This window comes from candidate division WOR-3 bacterium (assembly GCA_016934535.1).
Taxonomy (GTDB): domain Bacteria; phylum SDB-A; class SDB-A; order SDB-A; family SDB-A; genus JAFGIG01.
In genome coordinates this window covers 1-22,769 of record JAFGSQ010000056.1, presented here as the reverse complement: position 1 = coordinate 22,769, position 22,769 = coordinate 1, and the positions used below count along the sequence as shown (strand labels likewise).

The 22,769-nt window shown below is 43.1% G+C and carries 17 protein-coding genes and 1 rRNA gene; 8 read left to right on the top strand and 10 right to left on the bottom strand.

The window, feature by feature from the left end; translation table 11 throughout:
• The first annotated feature begins 16 nt into the window (after positions 1-16).
• On the top strand, positions 17-565 hold the full coding sequence (locus tag JXL83_08210) for an HAD-IIIA family hydrolase (protein ID MBN2364099.1): 549 nt from the start codon (positions 17-19) through the stop codon (positions 563-565).
• Positions 558-1,142 carry a hypothetical protein gene (locus tag JXL83_08205; protein MBN2364098.1) on the top strand — a complete coding sequence of 195 codons (585 nt, stop codon included), beginning with the start codon at positions 558-560 and terminating at the stop codon, positions 1,140-1,142. The genes JXL83_08210 and JXL83_08205 overlap by 8 nt, the downstream gene beginning before the upstream one ends.
• On the opposite strand, the gene JXL83_08200 is transcribed toward JXL83_08205, so the two are convergent.
• The 5 genes from JXL83_08200 to secD all read right to left on the bottom strand — a co-directional run bounded on the left by JXL83_08200 (position 1,137) and on the right by secD (position 7,752).
• Entirely contained in the window at positions 1,137-2,330 is a 1,194-nt protein-coding gene (locus tag JXL83_08200; GenBank protein ID MBN2364097.1) for an acetate kinase, read from the bottom strand. The two genes, JXL83_08205 and JXL83_08200, sit on opposite strands and share 6 nt — an antisense overlap.
• Before the next feature lie 91 nt (positions 2,331-2,421).
• Positions 2,422-3,696, bottom strand: coding sequence for a class I SAM-dependent RNA methyltransferase (locus JXL83_08195; GenBank protein MBN2364096.1), 1,275 nt, complete (start codon positions 3,694-3,696; stop codon positions 2,422-2,424).
• Positions 3,693-4,838, bottom strand: coding sequence for a tRNA guanosine(34) transglycosylase Tgt (tgt, locus tag JXL83_08190; GenBank protein MBN2364095.1), 1,146 nt, complete (start codon positions 4,836-4,838; stop codon positions 3,693-3,695). The genes JXL83_08195 and tgt overlap by 4 nt, the downstream gene beginning before the upstream one ends.
• A 6-nt stretch (positions 4,839-4,844) precedes the next feature.
• Complete coding sequence (gene secF, locus JXL83_08185; protein ID MBN2364094.1) at positions 4,845-6,218, bottom strand: protein translocase subunit SecF; 1,374 nt, start codon at positions 6,216-6,218, stop codon at positions 4,845-4,847.
• 13 nt (positions 6,219-6,231) lie between these two features.
• Positions 6,232-7,752, bottom strand: a complete 1,521-nt coding sequence (gene secD / locus JXL83_08180; GenBank protein MBN2364093.1) for a protein translocase subunit SecD — start codon at positions 7,750-7,752, stop codon at positions 6,232-6,234.
• 229 nt (positions 7,753-7,981) lie between these two features.
• On the opposite strand from secD, the gene JXL83_08175 reads away from it, so the two are divergent.
• Genes JXL83_08175 through JXL83_08150 form a run of 6 tightly spaced genes read left to right on the top strand, consistent with a single transcriptional unit; the run spans position 7,982 to position 18,963 of the window.
• Entirely contained in the window at positions 7,982-8,164 is a 183-nt protein-coding gene (locus JXL83_08175) for a hypothetical protein (protein ID MBN2364092.1), read from the top strand.
• A gap of 54 nt (positions 8,165-8,218) precedes the next feature.
• Positions 8,219-8,518, top strand: a complete 300-nt coding sequence (locus JXL83_08170) for a hypothetical protein (protein MBN2364091.1) — start codon at positions 8,219-8,221, stop codon at positions 8,516-8,518.
• The gene (locus JXL83_08165) at positions 8,500-9,408 is read left to right on the top strand and encodes a 4Fe-4S binding protein (protein ID MBN2364090.1); all 909 of its coding nucleotides are present in this window, start codon (positions 8,500-8,502) and stop codon (positions 9,406-9,408) included. The genes JXL83_08170 and JXL83_08165 overlap by 19 nt, the downstream gene beginning before the upstream one ends.
• Positions 9,401-14,989 (top strand): cell surface protein SprA, encoded by a 5,589-nt coding sequence (gene sprA / locus JXL83_08160; GenBank protein MBN2364089.1) that lies wholly within the window; start codon positions 9,401-9,403, stop codon positions 14,987-14,989. The genes JXL83_08165 and sprA overlap by 8 nt, the downstream gene beginning before the upstream one ends.
• Before the next feature lie 8 nt (positions 14,990-14,997).
• Entirely contained in the window at positions 14,998-18,222 is a 3,225-nt protein-coding gene (locus tag JXL83_08155) for a tetratricopeptide repeat protein (GenBank protein MBN2364088.1), read from the top strand.
• A 54-nt stretch (positions 18,223-18,276) separates the two neighbouring features.
• Entirely contained in the window at positions 18,277-18,963 is a 687-nt protein-coding gene (locus JXL83_08150) for an MgtC/SapB family protein (protein MBN2364087.1), read from the top strand.
• On the opposite strand, the gene JXL83_08145 is transcribed toward JXL83_08150, so the two are convergent.
• From JXL83_08145 to rrf, 5 genes are all read right to left on the bottom strand, one after another.
• Complete coding sequence (locus JXL83_08145) at positions 18,941-20,608, bottom strand: NAD+ synthase (protein ID MBN2364086.1); 1,668 nt, start codon at positions 20,606-20,608, stop codon at positions 18,941-18,943. The two genes, JXL83_08150 and JXL83_08145, sit on opposite strands and share 23 nt — an antisense overlap.
• A gap of 5 nt (positions 20,609-20,613) precedes the next feature.
• The gene (locus JXL83_08140; protein MBN2364085.1) at positions 20,614-21,267 is read right to left on the bottom strand and encodes a hypothetical protein; all 654 of its coding nucleotides are present in this window, start codon (positions 21,265-21,267) and stop codon (positions 20,614-20,616) included.
• Positions 21,264-21,878, bottom strand: a complete 615-nt coding sequence (locus JXL83_08135; GenBank protein ID MBN2364084.1) for an N-glycosylase/DNA lyase — start codon at positions 21,876-21,878, stop codon at positions 21,264-21,266. Before JXL83_08135 ends, JXL83_08140 begins: the two co-directional genes overlap by 4 nt.
• Before the next feature lie 74 nt (positions 21,879-21,952).
• Positions 21,953-22,564, bottom strand: coding sequence for a PorT family protein (locus JXL83_08130; protein ID MBN2364083.1), 612 nt, complete (start codon positions 22,562-22,564; stop codon positions 21,953-21,955).
• Positions 22,565-22,679: 115 nt separating this feature from the next.
• Positions 22,680-22,769 (bottom strand): 5S ribosomal RNA (rrf, locus tag JXL83_08125); the annotation flags it as partial.

Here is a 22,769-nt window from a genome sequence, read left to right as displayed (position 1 = left end):
AGTTTAAAATCCCGCTATGGAAAAGAAAGTCAAAAGACCCGCGGTTTTTCTCGATAGAGACGGCACAATTCTAAAACCGGTGCCGTATCTGAGGGATCCCGCTCAAACCGAACTCATAGACGGAGCACGTGATTCAATCCTTAAATTGAACGAGGCATCAGTTCTGGCTGTCGTTGTCAGCAATCAGTCCGGCATCGGCAGAGGTTTTTTTTCTTTCAAAGAGCTTTTCCAGGTCTCTGAAAAGATGGAAAAACTTCTGTTGCCCGCAAAACTCGACGGGATTTATTACGACCCGTCGTCTCCCGATCATGGATCCGGTTTCAGAAAACCTGAAAGAGGAATGATAGACTCCGCGTGTTCACTGTTCGGCATAGACACTTCCCTTTCCTGGATTGTCGGTGACGACTACTCGGACTTGATGCTTTCTCTCAAAACCGGAATCAAATTCATTCTCGTGCTGACCGGATACGGTAAAAACGTTTTGTCCCAGTCCCATGATTCAAGAAAACATTTCACAATCGCCAACGACATAGGCGAAGCGGTTCAAATCGTCCTAAATGCTTGATTTCCTCAACAAACTTCTGACCTCACATTCGCTCCACATCGGTCTTTTTTTCATAGTATCCGGTGCCGCGGCATCTTTTTTCGGTAATGCTGTATTCAAGTATTTTCTGTTTCTTGCAGGGGCCGCCTCCGGCTTGGTTTTAGGCGCTCTGGCGGGTATAAACTACTCATACAACTATACAGTAATTATTCTTCTTGGAATTTTCGGAGCGGCTGTGTTTTCGCTGACTTTTTTTCTTTACAGGACAATTGCGATTTTTTTTATAGGCTTCGCTCTGCCTCTCTTTTTGCTTGTTTCCATTTTCAGATTAAACATTGTTTTAACCGCTTCTATTTCTCTGATATCGGGTGTTCTGACGGTTCTTATGAGAAGATTCATGCTTTCCGGGTGGCTTTCTATTTCGGGGGCTCTTATGCTTTTTCTAGGCTTTTCATTTTTGCTGAAAGAACAGGCAAGCTTAACGGTCTACGGGACAGCAGCCCTGCTGATTGCAGTAATCGGTTTTTTTGTACAGATCAAAAGAAGAAAAAAGTCGAAAAAAAACAGAACTGATCCCGCTGACCAGCCGAACTCATAAAACTATTTTTACAGTTTCTTTGGCTATCATAAGCTCTTCGTTGGTCGGTACAGAAATGATTTTTACCGGACTGTCTTCTTTCGAGATTATGGCCAGTTTACCACGAACTTTGTTTTTTTCTGTGTCGAGAAAAGCGCCTATCCCTTCAAGTCCCGCGCATATCCTTTCTCTTATTTCCCATCCGTTTTCGCCTATTCCGGCAGTAAAAACGATTGCGTCAACTTTGCCAAGCGTTACAGCGTAGGCGCCTATGTATTTCCTCACCCTGTCGGCAAAAACATCAAGAGCGAGTTTCGCCCTTTCATTTCCATTTTCCTCCTCTTTTTCAATGTCTCTCATGTCGCTTGACACTCCGGAAAGACCCAGCAGGCCGCTTTTCTTATACAAAACGTTTTTAATATCCGCCGGAGTCATGTTAAGTTCTTCGACCATAGAGACTATTATGGCGGGATCGATGTCTCCTGCTCTCGTACCCATGACGACTCCGCACATCGTTCCGTAACCAAGGCTCGTGTCAATGCTTTTTCCGTTTTTCACAGCAGCTAAACTGCAGCCGTTCCCGAGATGACATGTTATTACGTTTGTCTGGTCGTATGCTTTACCGAGTGTTTCCGCCGCTTTCTGAGCGACGTATTGATGGCTTGTCCCGTGAAAACCGTACTTTCTGATTCCTCTTTTTTCGTAAAACTCGTAAGGCAAAGAATAGATGTATGCAACTTTAGGCATCGTCTGATGGAAAGCCGTGTCAAATACCGCCACATTAGGAATCTTTGGCAAAAGCTTTCTCGCGGCTTTTATTCCCAGTATATTCGCCGGATTGTGCAGTGGAGCCAAGTAAGTTGAGTTTTCAAGAGCCTCCATGACCGAGTCGTCAATCATAACTGAATGTGTAAATTTCTCGCCTCCGTGAACCACTCTGTGGCCTATTGCGTTAATCTCAGTGTAATTTTTTATGACACCATGTTTTTCATGCATGAGAAGCTTTAACATCATATCCAGGCCTGCCTGATGATCCTTGACGGGGATTTCATCTTTGTGAGAAAGTACGCCATGCTTCTTGTGAGTTATTATTCCCATCGGCAAGGAAACTCTCTCTATCAGACCCGACGCGAGGCAGTTTTCGTCGTTCGTTTCAATGAGTTGATATTTGATAGAAGAACTGCCGCTGTTTATGACAAGGACCTTCATCTTTCCTCCCGATTTATGATGTATCGAATAATTGGCAAAATTTAACCGATTTTATATTTTATCGGAATATTTTTTCAAATCAAATGATATTTTACTCTGTTTTGATGACCGCGAGCGCTTCGAGGTGAGGCGTCAAAGGAAACATGTCGAACAAAACTATTTTTTCAATTTTATAACCTGAGGAAGAAAAAACTCTCAGGTCCCTCAGAAGGGTAGGTAAACTGCAGCTCAGGTAGAATATATCTCTGCATTTTTTTTCAGTCACTTTTTTAAGTAGATTCGCATTCATTCCCGCCCTCGGGGGATCGATAATAACTGTAGAGTTTTTTCTCAGTAATTCTGAACCGATTTCTCTGTCTTCAATGTTGTAATACTTCGCTTTACCGACGCCCTTTTCATGAGCGTTGTAAACCGCGTCCATCACGGAAACAGGATTGGAATCCACTCCAATGATTTTTTTCGCAAATTTTTCCAGCTGAAGCGAAAAAAATCCGGCCCCGCAGTAAAGATCTATAAGCCAGTCGTTCTCTCTCAGATTTTCTGACAGAAATTCCAGGATTTTCATCGTAGTTTCCCTGTTTACCTGTGTGAAACTTCCGCAGGAAACTGATATGTCTTTCAAATACGAAATTGTCATTCTTTTTTTTCCACAAACCAGAAAGCAATCATTTCCGTTTTGAAAATTGTCCGAGCGTGAACAGACGGAAACTGAAGCAAATTTAATGTCGGAATGTAATTCGGGAACGAGCGTATTTTTTGGCGGTCTATGGTAAAAAACGGCTCCGTCTCCGTCTTCGTAACGGCTTATTGAAAATGCATCGATTTCAAGGCCGACTTCAGAAATATTTTTTGCAACTGTCAAAGCGTCTGTTATTTTGGAGTTGATGCAATCTTCGGCGAGACAACAGGCATCGACTGTGAAAAAATCGTCCGATTTTTTTCTGAAATATCCGGCTCCCGTCTTTTCTCCTCTTGTTCGGACAGCGAGCGTCAGCTTCGTCCTGTAATTGTATCTGATTTCAGTATCCGTTATCCTGCTCTCAATAACAGACGAAAAACCCGCCCTTTTTATTGTTTCAAAAGCGAATTCCTCTTTTATGGACTGTTCATGGCTCCTTTGAACATGCTGGTAAGAACAGCCTCCGCAGGAAAAAAAATACGGACACTTCGCTAGATCAGGATCTGAAATCCTTTTCCTGTACGAAACAATCTCGCCTCTGTCGAAATCTCTCGTTTTTTCAACTGTTCGCACGTCTACAACTTCACCCGCGACGGCGAATGGAACAAAAATCACTTTTCCTTCCATTTTTCCCAATCCCTCGCCGGAACTGACGTTTTTTACTATTTCCACTGTTTTTAGGTTCATCTCCTGAAAAGTTCCACCTTTTTTTCCGACCAGACCGTAAAATTCCCGTTTGTAATTCTCTCTCTCACTTCATTCATGAAGCGGATGTAAAACCTTATATTGTGTATTGTTCCCAACTGCCCGGCGAGTGAATCTCCCGTTTTGAAAAGATGTCTCAGGTAAGCCCTCGAGTGATTCCGGCACGTGAAACAGTCGCAATTATTTTCTATGGGTTCGAAATCGTCTTTAAACTTCGCGTTTCTTATGTTTATCTTTCCTTCGTCCATGTGGTAAAAAGTCCCGGTTCTCGCGTGTCTGGTCGGAGCGACGCAGTCGAAAATGTCTACTCCACACGAAACCGAAAACAATATGTCTTCGGGAAAACCAACTCCCATGAGATAGCGCATTTTTTCTCTCGGCAGTTTTTTAGCCGTAAAATCGACAACTTTCATTACCTCTTCCTTCGGTTCACCCACCGCGACTCCACCGACGGCATATCCGTCAAAATCGAGCTTAATTAATTTATCCAGTGATTCAAGCCTGAGATCAAGGTAGGCTCCTCCCTGGACTATCCCGAAGACCTGCTGATCCCGACAAGGGTTTTCGCGGATGAATTTTTTAGCCTCTTCTGCCCACCTGCCGGACCTTGCCGTCTGTTCTTTCAATTTACTGTAATCGGAAGGATATTCAGGACAAATATCGAGCATCATGGCGACGTCGGAGCCTATTGTTCTCTGAGAATCAATCGCGGTTTTAGGTGTGAGAAACAGAGAAGACCCGTCGATGTGGCTTTTGAACGCCACTCCCTCTTCAGTCACTTTTCTCAGTGAAGCGAGACTCATCACCTGAAATCCGCCAGAATCCGTGAAAACAGTTCCGCAGAAATTCATGAACTTGTGGATTTTCCCCGCTTTTTTGAGAACTTCAATTCCGGGTCTCAGCATTAGGTGATAGGCATTGGAAATAACGGCTTGAGCGCCCGATTCTTTCAGTTGTAAAGAATTCAAAGCCCGCACGTTGGCGTATGTCGCAACGGGCATGAAATTCGGTGTGTCCACTACGCCGTTCGGGGTTCTGAAAACACCTCTTCTGGCAAAAGAGCCGGCGTCTTCAGCCGTTACTGTAAAATCAAAAGACGCCCGGGCTCTTTCAGTTTTGTCCATTAACCGTCAGGCTCTTGATTTTCCTAACGGAGTGGGAAATCTTTTTTCCCAGTCATAAACGACTGTCGCGACTATGAAAATGGATGAATAAGTTCCGACTATTACACCCATCATGAGGACGAAAGCGAAATCCTTAATCGTAGTGGATCCGACTATAAATAGCACGAGAAGTACTACGAAAGTCGTAAAGGCGGTTATTATGGTCCTGCTCAGAGTTGCGTTTATGCTCTGATTTACAATTTCGCCGAATTCCTTGCCCTTGTTCATCTTGTTTGTTTCTCTTATTCTGTCGGAGACTATGATCGAGTCGTTTATTGAGTAGCCTATGAGAGTCAAAAGAGCGGCTATTGTAGACATGTTGAATTCAAATCCCGTGAGGGCGTATATTCCTGCGGTTACTATGACGTCGTGGATCAAAGCTATGACGGATGCAACGCCGAAACGGTATGTGAATCTTATGCTGACGTATCCGAGTATAACCGCTATCCCGAGAAGCACGACCCAAAGAGTCCTCATTTTGAGGTTGTGGCTCATTCTCGCGCCGACGTGCTCGGTTCCTGCAACGGTCACTGTGACGTCTTCGTGTCTGCTTTCTATGGCCTCTTTCAATCTCACGTCTATCGAAGTTGAAATCTCCTGCTCTCGGACTTCAGGATACGCAGCCTTTTCAAGCGAATCCCACTTGGCAGAATCGGCGAAAACCCTCAACGACAGAGCCGGATTTTCAATGTCCGAAAAAACAACAACGCTGTCGAAACCTCTGCCTGTCATTTTGTCGCTCGTTTTTACAGTTGGTTCAAGCGGCGTGGTCAGCTGGATCATATTTCCCAATCCCTCCGCCACCCGAATTCCGGTGAGGTTTCCGGAGAATTCACCTTCCATCAGATAGAGAGTTTCTCCTTCGAGAACTGCGAATCCCTTTAATTTGAAAAGGTTTGTGTCGGCCAACGCTCTAATGTCCTGAGCCAAATCCTCCTTAACAAATATGCCGAGCTTTACTTCAGATCTTCCGTATTCATCCACGAATTTTATGAGAGCGCTGTCGGCTGTTTGGATTGAGGAAGCTGTGTGGGCTGTATCTTCCGCTATGATAGGTATTCTTATTATGTATCCAGTTGAATTCTCATTCTTTGTCTCCTGAATTATACTCCTGCCTATTCCCATGCCGGACAGTATGCCCCTGATATTCGCTGTGCTGAGTTTTCCCTCGTCGACGGTCAACCTAATAATTGTTCCGCCTGTGAAATCGATTCCCTGCCTCGAATTCCAAAGAAAAACAAGAGATACAGCAGAAAGAATAAAGAGTACAACCGATATCGAATATGCGATTTTTCTTGCTTTTATGAAATTTACGTTGGGGTTTTTAAATATCTTTGTCATCTCCGGGATCCTCCTATATGCTCAGCTTCTGTGTTTTATCTTTAGTCAATAAAGTGTCGAAAATGAAGCGGCTGATAAAAACAGCCGTGAAGACGTTCGCTATGAGCCCCACGCTGAGAGTAACGGCGAATCCTCTTATCGGACCCTTCCCAAACCACCAGAGTATGAGAGCCGATAATAGAGTGGTGACATTGGCGTCGAGAATCGTAATGAAGGCTTTTGAAAACCCGGTTTCAACAGCCTTTTTTACGGACTTGTTCTGTTCAAGTTCTTCTCTGATTCTCTCGAAAATGAGTACGTTGGCGTCAACCGCCGTTCCAATAACAAGGACCAGACCTGCAATTCCGGGAAGAGTTAGCGTGAGATTGAACGCAGACAGTATGGCCAGAAGGAAAAGCATGTTGAGCACCAGGGTAAAATCCGCCACAAGGCCGCTCAACCTGTAATATACCAGCATAATTAGCATTATGAGAGCGGCGGCAATCAGCAGGCTCTTGATTCCTGTCCTTATCGAATCGGCGCCGAGGCTGGGTCCTATGACAAAACTTTCCTCGATGTCCGCTCTCGCGGGCATTCTTCCGGCCTGAAGGACTGAAGCGAGCGCTTTTGCGTCGTCGAGAGTCCCACGTCCGAGGGTAATGGTCGATTTTCCTGTCGTCGAAGCGCTGTTTACTACCGGGGCTGAAAAAACCTCGTTGTCGAGAACTATGGCTATTCTGTTCCCTATATTTTCCGAGGTGACTCTCGCCCAATCCGCTCTCGCCATGCCTCCTATTTCGAGGTCTACCCTCGGCTCTGTCTGGCTGTTGCTCGTTCCCAGCGCAGCCCTTGCCGAAACTATAGAGGCTCCGAGTATTTCAGGGACTGAACTGACCAGAAGAAGTTCTCTGTAATCTGGTATTCCGAAATCTTCGCCTTCTTCGACTACGCTCCAGAGAAGGACTTTCCCGGACGCTGAATCCGCTATGCCTTTGGATCTGGCATCTACAATCATGGAATCAAGAACTTTCCAGTCGCTTGCGCTGCATATTATACTTTGACCTCCGGGAAATGTTTTAAGAAGAGCTGAAAATCTGCCTTCGTTTTCCCTGTCGATTCTGTCTATTATGTTTCTCAGTTCCTCGGCTCTTCTCGCGACTCTGAAATCGAGAGTGGCGGTTGTACCGATCAGCTTTTTGGCGATCATTGGATCCATTTCGCCCGGCAATTCTATCACTATGTTGTTTTTTCCCTGAACTTCAATAACGGGTTCGCTTACGCCGTATTTGTCAACGCGGCTCATAAGTATCTCGACGACCTGATTGACCATGTCAGTTCCGCCTGTTCCCGAAGTGTCGACCGCGAGCAGAAAATGAGAACCTCCTTCGAGGTCCAATCCCAGCTTAATCGACCTCATTCTCAGAGGTGCATTTTCAGGCAAATATCTTTCTTCTCTGGGCAGGCTGTAATACCTGTAAGAAAATGACAACTGAAAAAGAGATATTCCGATGGCCGCTACGATTACTATTAACTTCCATAACTGACTTTTCTTCATAATAAGGGGTCCTCCCTCCTTAGAGATTTATTTGGATTAAAAATTCAATAATAAAGTCAAACATTTTACCACACGTCCTTAAACTGTCAAGGATAAACCTTACACCTAATAAAGACTCATTGGAAACTCCAGAGTTGATTTTGTGTTGACTTGATGCTTTTCAAAGTGTATATGTTACATAATTCTTGCGAAAATTCAGTTAATAATTTTTTTGAGAATTCGCGAAATTATGAAAAAAGGCGATTTAATAACAGGCGTTGTAATTTTTACCGCCGGCGTAGCGCTCAAGGCGGTCAGTTTTTTTACAAAATCCAAGTTTGTCGTCAGAGGAACAAATTTCGAAGCATTCTGGGTTTTAATCGCAATAGGAATTATAATTTTAGCGGTGTATCCGTTTCTCAGAAAAAAATAAGCAGAATAAAAAGTCCTGCTTGCAGGTTAAAAAAGGTGAGATTTAATGTTTGTGATGAATTATTTTGTAATGACTTTTAAATATTTCACAAAAATCCTGGTTCCTTTTCCTGCAAATCCCATCGCGGTCAATATATTTTTTGTATTTTTTGCCGCACTGTTGTTCATAGGATTTATGCGTTCGAAAAAATTATTATGGCTCAAGCTTTTTTTGTTCGCTTACCTTTTACTGGTTTCGGCTAAACTGATCGTCTCGGGGCTGAAAGATAATCAAAACTCCGTCATCGTTTCCGAGCTGTCTGAATACAGATCTTACGCTTCGAGGATATGCCTTTCATGCATAGGAATAGAATAACAGAAGTTTTTTTAAAATTCCGGACTCTCATTGGAGTGATTTCTTTCGCCGCCTTTAACAGCTATTTCAAAGGCTTCAGCCAGGGGATATACACGGGACCGGCAAAACGCTACTGTACACCTTTTATTAACTGCCACAGCTGCCCTTCAGCCACTTTCGCCTGTCCGGTCGGCGTCACTCAGCATGTATTTACGTATAAACATTTGACCGGAGAGATGATAATTCCTCAATTCGTCCTCGGATTTATGCTTTCTATTTCACTGATTTTCGGCAAGCTTTTCTGCGGATGGCTATGCCCTTTCGGATTGATACAAACTCTTCTGAACAGAATAAAAACAACAAAGATCAAAATACCCCATTTTGCAACTCATCTCAAATATCTGATATTCGTCGTCGCCATTGTTTTTCTTCCAGCAGTTACGGGCGAACCCTGGTTCTGCAAACTCTGCCCGGTCGGTTCTCTCGAAGCGGGAATACCTCTGATTTCATTCGGAGCCGCAAGTTCAGCATTAAGAGATCTCGCCCAATCGATGTTTTCTCTCAAGCTTTCCATACTGTTGTTAACCCTCGTTTTTTCCATTTACGCCAAAAGACCTTTCTGCAGACTGGCGTGTCCGGTGGGAGCAGTTTTTTCATTTTTCGGGCGTTTCAGTCTTGTCAGGGTCAGGCTGAGCAAAGACGCCTGCACTTCCTGCGGACTGTGCGAAAAAGTATGCCACATCGAATTGCCCATTGAAAAAGCCGTCGTGTCTGGCAATTGTTTTCTGTGCGGAGAATGCGTGAAGGTGTGCAAAAAAAACGCTCTCAATTTCGGCTTGAACGAGAACTTCGAATTTTTGTTTAAAAAGATATTTCAGGCTGTCGGCGGCAAGAAAAGAAATATTGAATAAAATAAGAAAACCTTTATTTTTTCTGGTGCTTCAGACCGCGGCTTTTTTGTTACAGCCGTCGTTTCCTATAAACTCACAGACAACTGATTTTAATTCCCGCATTGGCGGCATGATGAGAGATTACGTTTACAGAAACATGACGAAACTCCGATTCAGGCAGACTATACTGCCGGACAGGGGAATGCTGATCGAAGAGGCTTATTACGATTCCCTATCCCTGTGGACGGAAAATATTATCTCAGTAAAAGATTACAAAGCTTATGCCTATTCTTCGACACTGAAAAACAAACTGGCAGATTACACAATGAGCTTTCTCCAGCAGCAGCAGACCCTCTCCAATCAAGGTCTGATACCTGACATCGATCTTCCCATAAGAATACCTCGCGCGATTGCCGGTTTCATCGGCCAGGGAGGCAATCTGAAAATCAGCGGGTCCCAGCGAATCCAGTTCGGAGGAAGCCAGTCCACCGATCTCAACGCCATACAGACCGAATACACACAGAACGATTTCCTTCCGGAACTTGAGATGAAACAACAACTGAACGTCAACCTCCAGGGCACGATCGGAGAAAAGATTAACGTTTTTGTCGATCACAACAGTGAAGCTCAGGCGGATCTGAAAAACAAAATAAGACTGCAATACAGGGGTGAGCAGGACGAAATAATTCACCTGATAGAAATGGGGCACACTCAGCTATCGCTTCCCGGCACTGAACTGATTGGAATGCCGCCGATCCAGATGGGTCTTTTCGGAATAAAATCAGAAATGCAGGTAGCCGGAATAAATATCACTGCAATAGCAACAAAGGAAGAGGGAAAAGCTGAACGTCGTACTTTCGTGGGCAGAGCTTCCGTCGACACCCTAGTACTCTGGGACACTGATTACATCAGAAGGCAATACTTCTGGTTAGGCCGGCCGGGTGATTCTTTGGGCGACATAAATCCATACGACTCAATAACAAAGCTTATTGTTTGGGTTGACGACAACAACGGAACAAACAACGCCTTGACCGGCGCCATAAAAGGCAGACTTCGCTTTTACACGGCTTCTCCTTATCCTGACACTGTCATGTCACTCGGATATTTCGATCCTCAGGAAGCGGGCTCAGACAATTTTTATATTTTCAATTATCAAAGCAAAACTCTGGAACTCAGGATTCCTTTGGATCAGAATTACGCTCTCGGAGTGTGTTATGTCATTAACAGAAGAAATGTTCCCGGCGGTCAGGTTTACAGAGTAGACACCGTAGGTACGGTTCAGGACCAATACGACACATCTCAGACCATCGACATAAAAGTATTAAAACCGATAGTCGAAAGGACATATTATCCAACCTGGGATTTGCAGATAAGAAACAGATATTCACTCAGGTCCACGGCGATTGTCCCAGGCAGTTTCGAGCTGAAAATTTTCAAACATAATACTGGTTCAGGTATTGACGAAGAAACACAGGGCGCCACTACTTATTTGAGACTGCTCGGTCTGGACGACGATGACAACGGATACATTGACGACGGATACATAGATTACGACAGGGGATTTATCGCTTTTCCCGACTCTCTTCAAAAGCCCTTCGCGAGCGCGGCACTACTTGACCCGGATTCGATAATTTACGACACGACCTCTACAAACGTCGGAAGAAAATACAAACTGGTCTTGTCTTACAAGGGAATAAGATCTGTGTTTTCCCTGGGAGCGATGAACATACTCGAAGGTTCCGAAGTCGTAACCATCAACGGAGAAAGACTTGTGAGGAACGTCGATTACACAATAGATTACGACATCGGGATAATCACGTTCATAACCGACAAGGTCAACGACGTAAACGCTGTGGTAAATATAGATTTTCAATACGCCCCTTTCATAAGCCTCGCAGACAAATCTCTACTCGGTGTCAGGTTCAATTACAGCATATCCCCGGCCATAAACATTGGCGCGACAACTATGTACCGCAGTATAAGCACAAAAGAAGAACACCCTCAACTCGGAAACGAACCGAGAAACATCACAATGGCTACTATGGACGCCAATCTGACGTTCAGCCCTTCTTTTATGACCAAAGCCGTCGATATTTTGCCGTTTATCACTTCTACCGTTCCGTCCAATCTTTCCATAAGAGGCGCCGTCGCGTTTTCCATGCCTAATCCCAACACTAAGGGATTTGTCTATCTCGACGATATGGATGGAAACAAAATGTCGCTGAATCTCGGTGTCAGCAGAGCAAACTGGCATTTTGGAAGCATACCCGACGAAATAATAAACAACTCGCCTGTTTACCTTGACACGGCGGATCTTGGACATATTTACTGGTACAGCCCTAACGACTGGTTCACAAAAGGCCATTTATATCCCAATCTTCCCGAACAGGAGAGAAACGACAACATTCAGGTTCTCAGTCTCGTAATCGAACCGAGGAATCAGTCCCCGGCCTCGTTCGTATCCATTCAGCAGTGTATATCAAAGACGGGAGCCGACTTGTCTCAGTTCAGATATCTCGAAGTGTGGGTATACGGAGACGGGGGCAGAGTTAACATCGACCTCGGTTACAGTATAACGGAGGACGTCGCTAGAAGAACCGGAGTTTCGGATTCGATTGCCGGCTGGAACGGGATTCTCAACACCGAAGATAAAAACAGAAACGGCGTTCTCGACATAGGCGAAGATTTCGGTCTGGACGGCATCGAAGGCGTAGACGCCAATCATGTTCCCGGCGACGAATGGAACGACGATTACCCTGACGACGTAAACTCTTCCACTTACAGACAGCTCAAGGGAACAGAGGGCAATAAAATACTTGACACCGAAGATCTGAACGGCGACGGAATACTAAATCTCTCGCGCGACTACGTCGAATATTCGTTTTCTCCCGGCGACACTTCTTTTCTTGACATAGACAGAGGAAACGGCTGGAGACTATACAAAATCCCTCTTCACGACAGCGGTATAGGAACTGTCGTCGGTTATCCGGACTGGGAAAGAGTGCGATACGCCAGAATCTGGATCGACAGCTTTACTACAAACACAGACTCGCTGGTTTTCGGCGGGATTTCAGTGTCCGGCAACAGATGGAAAAGAAACGACGTTTTTTCTGTGGATTCCGCCGCGGTAATTCTTCCTGAAGAGTTCTTCGAAGTCACCACGAGAAACAATTACGACGACCCGAATTACACGCCTCCGTTCGACCCGGGCAGAGACAATTACGGAAACACAAAAAAAGAACAATCCCTCGCTTTTGTCATTAGGAATCTCGGTTACAACAGATCAGCCAGTTGCTATTATTCAACCGTACTCGAAGATAATTACAACAACTACAGAAAAATGCTCGTTTACGTTCACGGAGAAGGACAGAACGGGTATTTTTCAATTAAATTCGGCGGGGACACGCTTTCCTACTACGAATACCGCACGCCTGTTCCGAATGGGTGGCAGGAGCTTTCGATTGAGTTCGATGAATTCATAGAATTGAAAAAAACCATCGAAGGAGACACCTCCGGGACTTGGAATTCCGGAAATTATTTCGTCACGACATACGGAGCTAACAAACCTTCCCTTACAAAAATAAACAGGACATCCATTAGCATTGTCAGCCAGAATCAAACGGCCGGCCTTGGCGGTGAGATATGGATAGATGACCTTCGGCTGATCTCTCCTTACCGTGAGAGAGGCATGGCCGCGAACGTCAACGTCGGGATGTCTTTCGGAGATGTCTTGACTGTAAACCTTGCCGGTTACCAGTATGGCGCCGACTATCAGAGAATTACAGAGGAAAGAGGCAGCGGCTCGACCTCGACGAATTATTCCGGAATAGCTATTTTTCAGGGCGGAAAATTTTTACCTTCAAGATGGATGTTGTCGCTTCCCTTCACCGCCTCTTACTCGAAAACCAACAGTCTCCCCAAATTCTATCCCGGATCGGACATAAGACTCAATCCGGATGAATCAAACGACAAATCTTCATCGTCGGAAACGCGTCACTACTCTTTTGCTTTTTCAAAATCCGGCAGAACGCTAAATCTTCTTGCCTCTCTGGTAATTGATCATTCAAGGTTTAATTACTCATGGACAAATGTGAACAATCTGAGTTACAACAGAGCGGATTCGTCCTGGGTAAAAACGGCTACTTACTCCTGGTCGCACAACCCTTCAATTAAAACAATAAAATTCGCCGGACAGGAAATCGGAACGTTCTTCAACAACATAAGTTTTACCTCCACATATTCCTACACAAAAGTCGCGTCTCATCTGATTCCGGATACGTCGGGACAGCTTCTGCAAAATCTTCTTCAGAGAAATCTGAATTCCACTATGACCCTCGGATACAATCTTTTAAAACCGCTTAATCTGACTTATTCAATCTCCCAGAACAGAGACATTGAAATATCGGAATATTTTCTCGGGAGACAGATATTGAAAACTCAGAGAGTTTCAGCCAGATACACACCTCTTCCTCTTCCTTTTATAAGACCTACAGTATCCTTTGAAACAAATTATTCGGAAGATTCCCGCCCCGAATTGATTATGACATACGATACTACCGACATTTTCAACGTTTCAAACACCAACACTCTTTCTTTCAACACTTCTATAAGTTTTGTACAACCCCTGGAATTCGTAGGAAAAATAAGGGACGAAAATCGCGATTCATCTGCAACAGTCGGATCTCCGCACTGGTTGTTGATGAACATCGGGCGGTTGGGCCGCAACATAAATCCTTTAAGTTTAACTGTTTCACGAACGAGGACGACCCGTCTTTACAGACTTACCGGCATCCCTGACTGGCAGTACCAACTTGGACTCGTCGAAAACATCGACTCCGAAAAAACGGGTAAATATATATCTCCCAACGATTATTTCGGCTGGACCTATGGTTTTACAGGCAATTCCGGCCTCAGTTTTCCCAATCTGACAACGGGTGTTCATTTTGCCTGGTCAAGAAATTTCGGCGGCAATATAGGAAACATGACTTACACTGAATCGACCACATGGCCGCGTTTAACAGTCAGTCTTTTAAATTTGCAAAAACTGCTCAAACTGAAAGCCATAGAAAGTTCAACCGTTTCAACCGGCTTTTCGACCACGAAGACAAAATCGGGGCCAGAAGATCAGGAACCTACGAGAACAACTTTGGGGATAGATCTGTCGCCTTTGTTGTCTTTGCAAGTAAGATGGAAAAACGGATTTCTTACTAATTTCTCGACGACAAAAACACAGACCGACATAGACAACATAGGCGTCATTAAAACCTACCTCAGACAGGAAAACAATTCGTATTCAGCGACGGTTGGTTACAGTTTCTCAGCCCCGGGAGGTCTGCCGTTTTTCGGCAGGACGCTCAAGTTCAACAGCCTGATGACCTTTTCACTCGCTTATAATTACAATACGGCAAAAGAACTTTACAGGACCTCCGGAGAGATAATTTCATTCAGATCCAATTACACGATCTCTCCCATGGCTTCTTATAATTTTTCTCAGAACGTCACGGGAGGAATGAACGGCACTTACTCCATCAACGAAGACAGGCAAACGGGAAGAAAAATCAGGAACGTCGGAGTTAATCTTTGGGCTGAATTCAGATTCTGACAAATCAAATGAAAACTTCCCGAAGATTCTGCACTCTTCTTTTTGTTGATATCGTCGGATTTTCATCAATTGCCGAGAAAAACGATCCCGAAAAAGTAAAAAAAATTCTTGAGTCAGTTTTCTGTAAAACAGACTCCATAGCCAAAAACTTCGGAGGAAATCTTTATCAGGTTGTCGGCGATCAGATAGTTTTTTCGTTTGGAGTTCCTTCGTCTCTTGAAAACCAGGACGAAAGAGCCGTTTTTACAGCTTTTTCTATTTTTAAATCCTCTGGCACTCTTACCTCTGAATCGGGTATTCCGATCTCTTTTCACATAGGCATACACTCCGGTAATGTTCTGTGCGGTCACATTGAAGTAAACGGAGTTTCATCGTTTTCTATCGTAGGCGACGCCATTAACGTTGCCAGCAGATTACAGCAAATATGTCCTAAAAATAACATATACGTCAGCGAAAGAGTCGTTGAAGCGACTTCTCACCAGTTCAATTATCGTTTAATCGGTGACATTAAATTCAAAGGGAAAAAAAGAGGTGTATGCGTGTATAAATTTCTTTCGGTGAAAACTGAAAGGAAAAGCAGAAGGGGTGTCAAATGGACTCAAGTGCCTTTTGTCGGCAGGGAAACGGAAACTCTTTCGGTTTGCAATTACTTCAAAAAGAAAAACGATAAACACCGATTATTACTCGTCACGGGCGAGCCGGGAGTCGGAAAAACCAGATTCGTCGAAGAATTCATTTACAACCATATAAAAGAATCTGAAAGCATTAAAACAAGAACTCTTCCGTACGGTGCGGACAGTTTCTACAGCGTAAAATCCTTCGTTGAAAATATGCTTCCGGGAATACCTTTCGGTTCAACGAATATAAAAGACAATGAAAAGACAGAGGCATTTTTAAAAAGTGAAGGCATTTTTTACTACAAGCTTGCCGCCGAAACGTTCAAGGATTTTTTTTCTGGAATACAAAAAATCAACACCGAAAGACCCAAAATCAGGTTCCTGCTGAAAACACTCGCAGAATTGACCAACAACAGATTAAACAAATCTCCGGGAATAAAATTTGTTTTGGTTTTTGAAGACCTTCATTGGGCGAGAAAACCACTGCTCGACATGATTGACACTTTCATAAGGGAACTTCCGCCGAACAGAGTCATTTTCATACTGGTCGCTCGCTCGATACAAGACGTTGAAATACTCAGAGAATACAGGGATAAATTTGAAAGAATTTCAAATTTGCATGAAATGAACCTGAAACCTCTGAAAAAAGAGCAATCCGATTCATTGATTTCTTTTATTCTCAACATAGAAAACATACCTCCTGTTTTGAAAGATAAAATCATCAAATACAGTCAGGGAAACCCTCTGTTTTTGGAAGAAATAACGAAAATGCTCGTCGAAAAAGGTATTGTGTGGAAGGAAAATAACACATGGAAAGGCAGACCTTCCGCCGATTTTGAAGTACCGCAATCCGTTGGTGAGATCATTTTGAGTCGTTTTGACATGTTGGACGAGAAATCAAAAATATTTCTCGAAACCGCATCAGCAGTCGGTTATGCGTTCGATCAAAACCTGGCCTCTTTCATTTCGGGAATTTCTGACAAGGAGACAATTTTTAAAACGGTAGGTAGGAATTTTATATCAAAAAACGACGAAGGCGCATTCATTTTCAATCATATACTCATAAGAGATTCAATATACGCCAGTCTTACAAACGAAGAAAAAACGAATTTACACGGAAGGATTTTCAGTTTTCTTGAAAAATCACTTTCAAATGAAATTTCCAACGCTCATATGCTGGCTCACCACGCTGAAGCATCAGGGAACTTGAAGGATGCATTCCGTTATTATCTTTTTTCGGCGCATTACGACGAAAAACGCTATTCCTTTCATCACTCAATAGAGTATCTCGATAAATGTTCAGACATAACTGAAAACAGACATTTCGCTCCTCAGAAAACTATTTACTTCGATTTTCTCATGACATCGGGAAGACTTCTCGGTTTCAGCGGAAACCATCAAAGATCCCTTCGATTTTTTGAAAAAGCCAGGTCTCTTCCTCTTAATCATTCCGAGAAAATAACATATTTTTTGGAGTTATCCAGTCAGCTTGTGAGGATGAGCCGATTTACTGAAGCACGGAATTGCCTGAAAAAAGCGCTTATCCTTGCGAAAAAATTAAAACGCAGTAAACTGCAGAATACATTCTTTTTCAGGATTTTCATGAACAAAGCGGATGTGCTTTATTTTTTTGGAGACATAAACGGCTCTCACGAGTATCTTTTAAAAGCGGAAAAATTTATTTCCCGAAAGGACGATTCAGATACTATTTCATTAAGAGGTAAACTGGCCGATATTCTCAATGAAAAAGACGAGCCTTTGAAAGCTTTGAAAATTCGTCTTGAAATCGAAAAAAAAGCCTCGAAAAAGAGACTGCTCTCCATCCTATCGACTAACTACAACAACCTCGGAGTAATTTACGACAGCCTAGGGAAACCTCAAAAAGCCCTTTTGGCGTATGAAAAATCGAACGACATAGATCGTAAAACAGGCTACGCGCTCGGCGAAGCAATCTCGTCCTACAACATCTCAACTTATTACACTGAATTCGGAAAAAACAGTGAAGCCATAAAATGGCTGGAAACATATCACAAAATTAACCTGAAGATCGAAAACAAAATAGGAGAAGGATACTACAACCTCGGTTTGGCGGAAGTAAAATACAACAAAAACGAGATAACGGCTTCAATAAACCACCTGATTGAGTCAATGAAGATTTTCAGCGAAATTAAAAGCTTAAATATGCATTTTTATATTCTTCAGATACTTTTACTAAGATCTGCTGAAATCGAAAACTCCAAATTAGCCGAGGATTACAAATGCGATTTCGAACGACTGTTCAGTAAATTAAAAAATGAAGGTCTTCCCGGAATCATTTTAAATCACTGCATAGTCTCTACTTTTTTAGCTCAGAAGTTCGGAAACGGCAGAATATTTTCATCCTCCCTAAAAAGGCTTGAAAAACAACTCGATTCGGACGATAAATGGCCTGAAGACTTAGCAAGTCTTGCATTTTTACTCGCAATTTTTCCAAAACACGGCAAACATTACGAAAGAACTGCTGAAGAATGCAAAAAGATTATAAACAGGTACGATAAAGTTTTCAGAACCGAAGATGCCAAAAATGCCTTCAGAAAAAGAAGAACCGTTAGTCAGATCATCTCATGTCTGAAATAGATCCGGTATCTTTATCTTTCAAATTTTCCGTTTTGACAATATAATTGAATTATCATGGATCCGCAGTATTATTCTTATATTCTAAAACTGACTGTCGCCTCCTTGCTAGGAGCTCTCATAGGCATTGAAAGAGACGTCCACGGCAGAGCGGCTGGACTCAGAACCCATATTCTCGTCTGCCTGGGTTCGGCGCTTTTCATGATAATATCTATTGAAACGGCTTTAAATCCGGTTTTTAAAGGGACAGCAGATCCAGGAAGGATCGCCGCTCAGATACTCACCGGAATAGGTTTTATCGGTGCCGGAACGATACTCAAAGAGGGTTTCAACGTCAGAGGGCTTACGACAGCCGCGTCTTTGTGGGTAACTGCAGGCATAGGAATGGCCGTCGCTTCGGGTTATTTTTTTATCGCTCTTTATTCAACCGCTTTGGCGGTTATAACTCTTATGTTTATTCACCTGTTGGAAAAAAACTTTACCAAGGACACTTACAGATTTTTGATTGTCGAAGCAGATGATTCTTTTGATCCTACGGTCCTTATAGATCTTCTAAAAAAACATAAGATTAAAATCATAACTTTCAGCATGAAAAAAGATTATGTCGAAAAAACAGTGCGCTTGAAAATATACGCGAAACTTTTTCAAAGCGGACCGGCAGACAAACTTTCTCACGAAATACTGAAAGAGCTTGAAACACCCGAAAACACCATCAGATCCGTTAGATGGGATCATCAGATATAAAATCCGCTTTTGCGGCAACAGGCATTCTGCGTCCTGATCCGAAGGCTTTTTCCGTAATTTTTAGTCCGAGAGCCGCTTGCTGTCTTTTATACTCATTCTGAAAAACTTTTTTTATGACCCACTCGACGGTTTCTTTTTTAAAACCGCTTTTAACTATTTGTCCGGCGGTAAAATTTTCTTCTATGAACAATTCTAAAATTCTGTCCAGAATATCATATGGCGGCAGGGTGTCCTGATCTTTCTGATTATATCTCAGTTCCGCAGAAGGGGCTTTTTTAATTGTGTTCATCGGTATTTTTTCACTGTTTTTGTTTATGTAATCTGCGAGTTTGTAGACCGTCGTTTTCGGTACATCAGATAATACAGCAAGCCCGCCGCTCATGTCTCCGTATAGCGTGCAGTAGCCCACTGCCATTTCGCTTTTGTTTCCGGTCGAAAGGACAATTGATCCGAACTTATTTGACAACGCCATGAGTATGTTGCCTCTTATCCTCGCCTGAATATTTTCTTCAGAAGAGTCAAAAGGCCTGTTCTCAAAATGCTTTTTCAAACACGCTACATACGACTCATATATTCCATCAATATCTATGTTTAAAAGCTTTATGCCGAGATTTGAGGCAAGTTTTACCGAGTCTCCCACGCTTCCATCAGAAGAAAATCTCGACGGCATTGTTATACCCGTAACATTTTCCTTTCCGAGAGCATCGACGGCTACACAGGCGGTGACTGCCGAATCTATGCCTCCTGAAAGACCGACCAGCGCTTTTTTAAAACCGCATTTAATAAAATAGTCTTTAACGCCGAGAGAGAGTGCTTTGAATATGCTCACCGTTTCATCCGGACTGTCCCAAACAGAATTAAATCCGGTTTCTCCGGTATCAATTACAGCTATCTCTTCTCTGAAAGACTGCAATGAAACCACTGTTTTGGCTTTTTCTGAAAGAGCAAAGCTGTCTCCGTCGAATATCAATTCGTCATTCGCTCCAACCTGATTCAGATAGACAAGAAACACTCCGTATTTTTCGGCAATGTTACCGAACAAACTCTTTCTTTTTTTTTGTTTGCCCACCGAAAAAGGCGACGCGGAAATGTTTATGATGATCTTCGCGCTCTTTTTACACAGTTCGTCCACAGGATTTCTTTCGTAAGGTGTATTTCCTCCCCAGAAATCCGGATCCGACCAAGCGTCTTCGCAAATGGTCAATCCTATTTTTGTTTTTTTGAAAACAAATGTTTCCGACGCGCCGGATGAATCAAAATATCTGCCTTCGTCGAAAATGTCATAATAAGGCAGGAGTGTTTTGGGCTGACTGAAAATAATTTCCCCGTTTAAAAGCACAAGAGCCGAATTATAAAGACCTTTTCCAGTCCTTTTAGGGTTTCTCTGAACCGAACCGACGACAATCGCAGTTGAAGGGGCACATCTGGACAAATTGTGATATTTTTCGTTATATCTTTCAGCTCTGTCAATAAACCATTTTTGCTCCAAAAGATCTTTTGGAGGGTATCCCGTAACAAACAGTTCGGAAAACACAACAATGTCGGCTTTTTTTTCGACAGCGGTCTCGATAGTCTTCCTGGCCTTTTCGAAATTACCGGAAAAATCCCCCACCGTGGTGTTAAGTTGAGCCATGCAGATTTTCATAGATTTTATATATCAACTCTCTTCCAGTTTGACAACATTCCAACTGATATTCCGGCATAAACGGCGAAGTCTTTTTCGTCCGTAACAGGACACAGAAATCCGTAAAAACCGGCCTCACAGGCTGCAAAACTCTGATACCAGAGCGATTTTTCAAAACCGACGGACAAACCGAAAGTGACCGCGTATTCTTTTTTACCGTCGAAACTCGCCATTGAAAAAATACTTGTCCGCGAGTTAACATATAAACAAGCCGGGTACTGAAAAAATCCCTGTTTCGGTACGACTATTATTCTTCCTTCACCTGATTCATTTTGATCGGACCTGGGAACTTTTCCGAGGGGGAATGCCATGTATATGGAAAAAGGTAAAACTGAAACGGTAAAAGCCTCTTTTATTTCTCCTCCGCCGTTGTCAATTCTGTTCAAATCGACGAATCCCAATCCTTTTCCGAATTTATATTTCAGACTTCCCGTCGATATTTCGAAGAAAGAAAGTCTCGAATAATTTTTACAAAGAGCGAATTCGGCGACTTTGAAGCGTCTCCAGCTGTCGTAACTTTCGTATGGATCATCAGCGCTCAATGCAGGGACGCAGTCGCTCAAAATGAACGTCTTGATTGTAAAAGCTGTCAATGCAAAAACAAAGTGTTTCCCAATCATTTGAAAAGCTCACCCGTGGAATAATACCAAACTACCATGTCGAGGTGCGCTGGAGGTACAGATATTTTTTTTGAATATTTTATGTATAGTTTTTCTATTTCGCAATACTTTTTCAAAGTCAGATTTTTTGGGATTTCATTTATTACTTTCAATTGCTCAAGAAATCTCAGAACGTGTCTGTCAAGAATGGCAAAGTTTTCCCCTCTTCCCGTGTTCCTCATGAAATGGCTAGCTTCTTTCAACCCCATGCCTTTGACTCGTTTTACGATCTCGATTCTCATCTCAAAGTCGTCATCGATTTCCAAAATGCCGCTCAATCGGGATTCTTTCAGGAGTTGTCTCGCCAGCACAATATTTTCCGCCTTGCAGTTGTGAAAACGCGTCTTCAGTTTCAGCACTTCCGATATTTCCTTTGAATTTCCTTTCAGGATCAGGTCTCTTTTTTCGAGTTCAAGAACAGCTCTCCAGCAGTTTTTGGCGTTTGACTGAGGCGTCAGAATACAGAAGCACAATTCCCTGAAAACATCCTCTTCGGTGCCGGCGCCTATTTTTCTGAAATCTTCGAACCGTTTTTCTATTTCAGATTTAATTTCACAGTAAATTTTTTTCAAACAATCTTCCGATATCATCTTCCTCATAAAAAAAAAGCCGCTTCGAAAAGCGGCTTTTTTAAAAAAGTCTTCAATTACATTATCTGATAGCCGACACCGGCACAGATGACCTGATTTTTCGCTTCCCATTGTACGCTGTTGATTTCTTTTTGAATATTAGTCAAGCCGTGAACATACCTGACTTCAAAAAGGAACTGCTGATATGAAGCCTCGGCTCCTAAAGCCGCTCCGAGATCTAACGTGTTTATGTCATCGTAATCTCCGTCTGTACTGACTCCATTGGCTTCATACTCCCATGTGGCTCCGACGTTAATTCCCATGTCGACTCCGCCTAAAAATGAAAGTCCAAATGTGAGATTCGGGACGTTTAACCTGAGAAGAATAGGGATGTTGATGTAATTCAAAGTAGAAGATCCGGAGACGTTGTTCTCGTCGTACTTGGTGCCTTTCTGTGTGAAGAGAAGTTCGCCCTGAACGGCCATCATGGGACTGAAACTGTAGTTGGCGTAAGCTCCGCCGTAAAATCCGGGCTTCCAACCGCTAGTGCTGTCTCCTACGTCTTCACCGTAAACATTAGCGAGAGCGAGACCTGCTTTTACGCCGAAGTGAATAGGAAGAGCCAACTGCGAAAATGCCGCCGCCGAAAACGCGGTCAGAACGATAGCCATTAGCATCAATTTTTTCATTTTGCCTCCTGTTTTTCACTAAGTTAAATGAAATCTATAACACAAATTGTTGAAGTGTCAAGCAGATTTTATACGCTACAGGATGTATTTTGGAAATAAAGATATAAATAAAAAACCTCGGCGGCGTCCTACTCTCCCACAGCGTTGCCACTGAAGTACCATCAGCGCTGGAAGGCTTAACTACCGTGTTCGGAATGGGAACGGG